The sequence below is a fragment of the uncultured Campylobacter sp. genome (genome assembly GCF_938018145.1).
Classification (GTDB): Bacteria; Campylobacterota; Campylobacteria; order Campylobacterales; family Campylobacteraceae; genus Campylobacter_A.
Genome location: NZ_CALIII010000298.1, coordinates 1 through 5,512, shown reverse-complemented (window position 1 = coordinate 5,512; position 5,512 = coordinate 1). Strand labels below are relative to the sequence as shown.

Below are 5,512 nucleotides of genomic sequence, written 5' to 3'. Positions count from 1 at the left end.
CGGAACTAAAAAGACTATAAAAGCTAAAAAAGGCGTAGTACTAGCTGCGGGAGGATTTTGCCGCGACGTATTCTTTAGACAAGTCCAAGATCCATCTATATTGCCAACCACAGATAGCACAAACCACCCAGGAGCTACTGCAGGCGCTATGAAAGAGGCATTTAGGATCGGCGCAACTCCAGTGCAGCTAAGCTGGATACAATTTGGTCCATGGGCATGCCCTGATGAAAAAGGCTTTGGCGTAGGCTCTATGTTTAACGTAAACGGAAGCTTCCGCTACGGAATTTCAGTCGATCCAAGAACCGGCAAACGCTATATGAACGAGCTAGCAGACCGCCGCACCCGCTCTCAAGCTATGTTTAAAGTAATCGACGCAAAAGCTGATATCTATCCGATCAACTTCTGCGATAGTGATGGCGTAAAAAACATGGTCATACCTGAGCACTACACTAAACCGCTAGAATCTGGCGTACTAAAGAAATTTGAAACCCTAGACGAACTAGCCGCAGCTTATAAAATCCCTGCCGCAGAGCTTAAAAAGACCGTAGAGAGATATAATAGCTTCGTTAAATCTGGTAAAGACGAGGATTTCGGTAAACCGATGGATAAAACCACTACAAACGGCGTAGATATCTCTAAACCGCCTTTCTACGCTATGCGCGGTACGCCAAAACTTCACCACACTATGGGCGGTATCGATATCAATACCAAAGCTCAGGTCATCTCTCTACAAACAGAGATGCCGATCCCTAGGCTATTTGCTGCAGGCGAGATCACCGGCGGCGTACACGGAGCTAGCCGCTTAGGTAGCGTGGCGATAGCTGACTGCTTAACGTTTGGTATGATAGCCGGTGAGAATATAGGCTAATTTGCGGCGTCTTTCGGACGCTTTTTGTGGAGCTTGCTAAAATTTTGCTTGGCAGACTATTTTTGCTTCGCGTTGCTCGCAACTGCAAGCAGAAGTCTAGCCTGCGCAAAATTTTAGCCGCACAACCCCAAAAATCGCCTTGAAATACTTGCAAATTGTTGCATTGCAGGTTAAATTTGATCTGCAATGCTTTCAAATTTGAAGCATAAATTTACCAAATTTCAAAATCAAATTTTGCCGGATAAAATTTGATTCCACGTCATCTTTCTTAACTCAAATTTCGCTACAATCTCTCAAATTTTATCAAAGCTAGGAGCTAAATTTGCAAAATACTCAAAAATCCAAAATCCGCTGCGACTGGGCGGAGAAAAGCGAGCTAGAGCGCGTATATCACGATGAGGAGTGGGGCAAGCTCATGAAAGACGATGCGAAATTTTTCGAGCTCATCGTGCTGGAGGGCTTTCAAGCCGGTATCTCGTGGCATGCCGTGCTGCTTAAGCGCGAGGCGATGCGAGCGGCGTTTGACGGATTTGACGCGCGCAAAATTTCGCTCTACGGCGAGGAGCAGACGGCAAAATTTATGCAAAATCCAGCACTCATCAGAAACCGCCTAAAGCTAAACTCTCTCGCCGCAAACGCCCGCGCATTCCTCGCCGTCGCAAGCGAGTTTGGTAGCTTTTACGACTATCTTTGGGGCTATCTTTTGCCTAAATTTGATCCCAAATTTGACGGCAAGCCCATCATGAATCACTATGAGAACATAAAGCAGATCCCCGCTACCACGCCTCTTGCAGAGTTTATCGCAAAAGAGATGAAAAAGCGCGGGTTTAAATTTCTAGGACCTACGAGCGTCTATGCGTTTTTGCAAAGCGCGGGCGTAGTGGACGATCATCTGGACGCTTGCTTTTGCAAAGGAGGCAGATGATGCCTGCACGAAAGCGAGTTTTTAGCTACATCGAGGAAAAATTCGGCGCACAGGGCGAGCGGATATTTGACAAACATCCTGAATTTGCCGTGTTTCGCCACGCGAAAAACCAAAAATGGTTCGCCGTTTTTATGCGCGTGGACGGCGGCAAGCTGGGGCTTAAAAGCGCAGAGGCACTAGAGATACTAAATCTAAAATGCAAGCCCGATCTCGCGGCGATTTTGCGCGACGGGGAGCAAATTTTGCCCGCCTATCATATGAATAAAAAGCACTGGATCAGCGTAAATTTAAGCTCCAAAATCGCGCCCGAGCAGGTGGAGGATCTGATCGATCTTAGCTTTGAGCTGACGAGATAGCCGCGTAAATTTGCATTACGGGTTTTGCACCGCAAAATAGGTTTTTTAGCTTTCGTCTGATAAAATGCGAGTAAAATTTGAAATCAAGGAGAAAAAATGAAATTTAGCGGAAAAAACGTGCTGATCACCGGCGCAAGTCGCGGTATCGGCGCGCAGATAGCCAAAACCCTAGCGCAAATGGGGTTAAAAGTGTGGATAAACTACCGCTCAAAGCCCGAAATAGCCGATGCTCTGCAAGCTGAGATAGTTGCAAATGGCGGACAGGCTGCGGTGGTTAAATTTGACGCGACGGACGAGGATGAGTTTATAAAAGCGATAAATTTGATCGCGGACGCCGACGGCGAGCTGGGCTACCTCGTAAATAACGCCGGCATCACGAACGACAAGCTCGCGCTTCGCATGAAGACGGAGGATTTTACTAGCGTGATAGGCGCAAATTTGACCTCGGCCTTTATCGGATGCCGTGAGGCGCTAAAAGTAATGAGCAAAAAACGCTTCGGCGCGGTCGTAAACGTAGCCTCGATCGTGGGCGAGATGGGTAATGCCGGACAAGCAAACTACGCTGCGAGCAAGGGCGGAATGATCGCGATGAACAAAAGCTTCGCCAAAGAGGGCGCGGCGAGAAATATCCGCTTTAACTGCGTAACGCCGGGCTTTATCGAGACTGATATGACGAACGAGCTAAGCGACGAGATCAAAAAATCATACAGCGACAACATCCCGCTAAAGCGATTTGGAAGTGCTAGCGAAGTAGCTGAAGCTGTGGCGTTTTTGCTAAGCGACCACGCTAGCTATGTCACGGGCGAGACTCTAAGGATAAACGGCGGACTATATATGTAAGGGCGTAAATTTACGTTTTTGCGAAAGTTTAAGCTAAAATATATTAAAATCACGAAATTTTTATTTTTAGGAGAAGAAAATGGCAATATTTGATGACGTAAGAGACGTAGTAGTTGAGCAACTAAGCGTGGCTCCGGATGTGGTAAAACTTGAGTCTAAGATTATCGAAGATCTAGGCGCAGACTCGCTTGACGTAGTCGAGCTAGTTATGGCTCTTGAGGAGAAATTTGAGGTAGAGATACCTGATAGCGACGCTGAGAAGCTGATCACTATAAACGACGTTGTAAGCTACATCGAGAAACTAAACAAATAAGTTTTTGTAAGGAGAGATCTTGAAAAGAGTCGTAGTAACCGGGATTGGGATGATCAACGCTTTAGGGCTCGACAAAGATAGTTCATTTAAGGCTATCTGCGAAGGTAAAACCGGCGTAAAAAAGATAACCTCTTTTGACGTGAGCGATTTTCCAGTTCAGATTGCTGCCGAGATAACGGACTTTGACCCGCTTAGTGTTATGGATGCTAAGGAGGTTAAAAAGGTCGATAGATTTATACAGCTTGGATTAAAAGCTGCTAAAGAGGCTATGGCTGATGCAAATTTCGGCGAATTCGACGCTGAAAATTTCGGCGTTAGCTCTGCTGCCGGCATAGGCGGTTTGCCTAATATCGAAAAAAACTCCAATATCTTGCTTGAAAAAGGCTCAAGACGAATTTCTCCGTTTTTTATACCTTCTGCGCTAGTAAATATGCTGGGCGGCATAGTTTCGATAGAGCACGGTCTAAAAGGGCCCAATATCTCTAGCGTAACAGCATGTGCGGCATCTACTCACGCTATCATCGAGGCAGCCAAAACTATCATGATCGGCGAAGCGCAAAAGATGCTAGTTGTGGGATCTGAGTCTACGGTTTGCGGCGTAGGTATCGGCGGATTTGCGGCTATGAAGGCGCTTTCTACTAGAAACGACGATCCGCAAACGGCATCAAGACCTTTTGATAAAGACAGAGACGGCTTTGTCATGGGCGAAGGTAGCGGTGCGCTCGTGCTTGAAGAGTATGAAAGTGCTAAGGCTAGAGGGGCTAAAATTTATGCCGAGATAGTAGGATTCGGCGAGAGCGGCGACGCGTATCATATAACTTCGCCTTCGCTTGAAGGACCGCTTTCTGCGATGAAAAAGGCCTTGAAAATGGCTGGAAATTTGCAGATCGATTACATTAATGCACACGGTACCTCAACGCCGACTAACGATAAAAATGAAACCGCGGCTCTAAAAGCTCTTTTTGGCGGCAATGTACCTCCGGTTAGCTCTACTAAGGGGCAAACTGGACACTGCCTTGGCGCGGCTGGCGCGATAGAGGCTGTTGTATCCATAATGGCTATGCAAGAAGGTCTTATACCGCCTACGATAAACTACGCAACCAAAGACGAGGAGTGCGATCTAGACTATGTGCCAAACGTGGCTAGAAAAGCTGAGCTAAACGCCGTTATGAGTAACTCTTTCGGATTCGGCGGTACGAACGGCTCTATTATATTTAAGAAGATATAATGGCAAGTTATCTAGACTTTGAACAAGGTATCAAGCAAATAGATGATGACATCGCAAACGCGAGGATTCGCGGCGATGAACATGCGGTAGAAATTCTAAATAAAAATTTAGAAAAAGAGACCGCTAAAATTTACAAAAATCTCAACGAGTTTCAGCGCCTTGCTTTAGCTCGTCATCCGGATCGCCCTTATGCTATTGACTACATTAAGGGTATGATGAGGGATTATTATGAACTTCACGGCGATAGAGCGTATCGCGACGACGGGGCGATAGTTTGTTTTATCGGCTATATAGGCTCTAAAAAAGTCGTCGTGATAGGCGAGCAAAAGGGTCGAGGAACCAAAAATAAACTAAAAAGAAATTTTGGTATGCCTCATCCCGAGGGTTACCGTAAAGCCTTACGAATAGCTAAGATGGCTGAGAAATTCGGACTTCCGATACTATTTTTAATCGATACTCCAGGCGCGTATCCAGGCGTTGCGGCTGAGGAGCGCGGTCAAAGCGAGGCGATAGCTAGAAATTTATTTGAATTTGCAAATTTAAAAACTCCAATGATAGCCGTCGTTATAGGCGAAGGCGGAAGCGGCGGTGCTCTAGCCATAGGTGTAGCCGACAAGCTAGCTATGATGCGAAATTCAGTTTTCTCGGTTATCTCGCCGGAGGGTTGCGCAGCTATACTTTGGAACGACCCATCAAAACAGGAGCAGGCTACAAAGGCGCTAAAAATAACTGCCGACGATCTAAAAAGCTTAAATTTAATAGATGATGTAATCGAAGAGCCTATAAACGGCGCTCATAGAGATAAGGAGACTGCTGTAAAAGCGCTTGCGAGTTATTTTATAACAGAGTTAGATAAGCTTGAAAAACTAAAAGTAGATGAGCTTTTAAATGCTAGAATAGCTAAAATCTTATCTGCCGGTGCATTTGAAGAGGGCAAATAACGCTAAAAAGCAGTAGTACTCTTACAAAAAGTTTCTTTAAC

7 protein-coding genes are annotated in these 5,512 nt (G+C 45.8%); all 7 read left to right on the top strand.

From position 1 onward, the window contains the following. A partial coding sequence (locus Q0338_RS06970) for a flavocytochrome c (RefSeq protein WP_298086124.1) occupies positions 1 to 868 on the top strand: 868 nt, incomplete at its 5' end. 322 nt (positions 869 to 1,190) lie between these two features. Then, a complete protein-coding gene (locus Q0338_RS06965) occupies positions 1,191 to 1,793 on the top strand; it encodes a DNA-3-methyladenine glycosylase I (RefSeq protein WP_298086123.1) in 603 nt (200 codons plus the stop codon). Then, positions 1,790 to 2,149: an MmcQ/YjbR family DNA-binding protein gene (locus tag Q0338_RS06960; RefSeq protein ID WP_298086122.1), complete on the top strand. Its 360-nt coding sequence runs from the start codon at positions 1,790 to 1,792 to the stop codon at positions 2,147 to 2,149. The genes Q0338_RS06965 and Q0338_RS06960 overlap by 4 nt, the downstream gene beginning before the upstream one ends. 96 nt (positions 2,150 to 2,245) lie before the next feature. Continuing rightward, positions 2,246 to 2,989: a 3-oxoacyl-ACP reductase FabG gene (fabG, locus tag Q0338_RS06955; RefSeq protein WP_298086121.1), complete on the top strand. Its 744-nt coding sequence runs from the start codon at positions 2,246 to 2,248 to the stop codon at positions 2,987 to 2,989. Between the two features lie 79 nt (positions 2,990 to 3,068). Beyond that, positions 3,069 to 3,302 carry an acyl carrier protein gene (gene acpP, locus Q0338_RS06950; protein WP_298086120.1) on the top strand — a complete coding sequence of 78 codons (234 nt, stop codon included), beginning with the start codon at positions 3,069 to 3,071 and terminating at the stop codon, positions 3,300 to 3,302. Between the two features lie 19 nt (positions 3,303 to 3,321). After that, positions 3,322 to 4,530, top strand: a complete 1,209-nt coding sequence (locus Q0338_RS06945; RefSeq protein WP_298086119.1) for a beta-ketoacyl-ACP synthase II — start codon at positions 3,322 to 3,324, stop codon at positions 4,528 to 4,530. Continuing rightward, entirely contained in the window at positions 4,530 to 5,471 is a 942-nt protein-coding gene (gene accA / locus Q0338_RS06940; protein WP_122873336.1) for an acetyl-CoA carboxylase carboxyl transferase subunit alpha, read from the top strand. Before Q0338_RS06945 ends, accA begins: the two co-directional genes overlap by 1 nt. Positions 5,472 to 5,512: the final 41 nt, after the last annotated feature.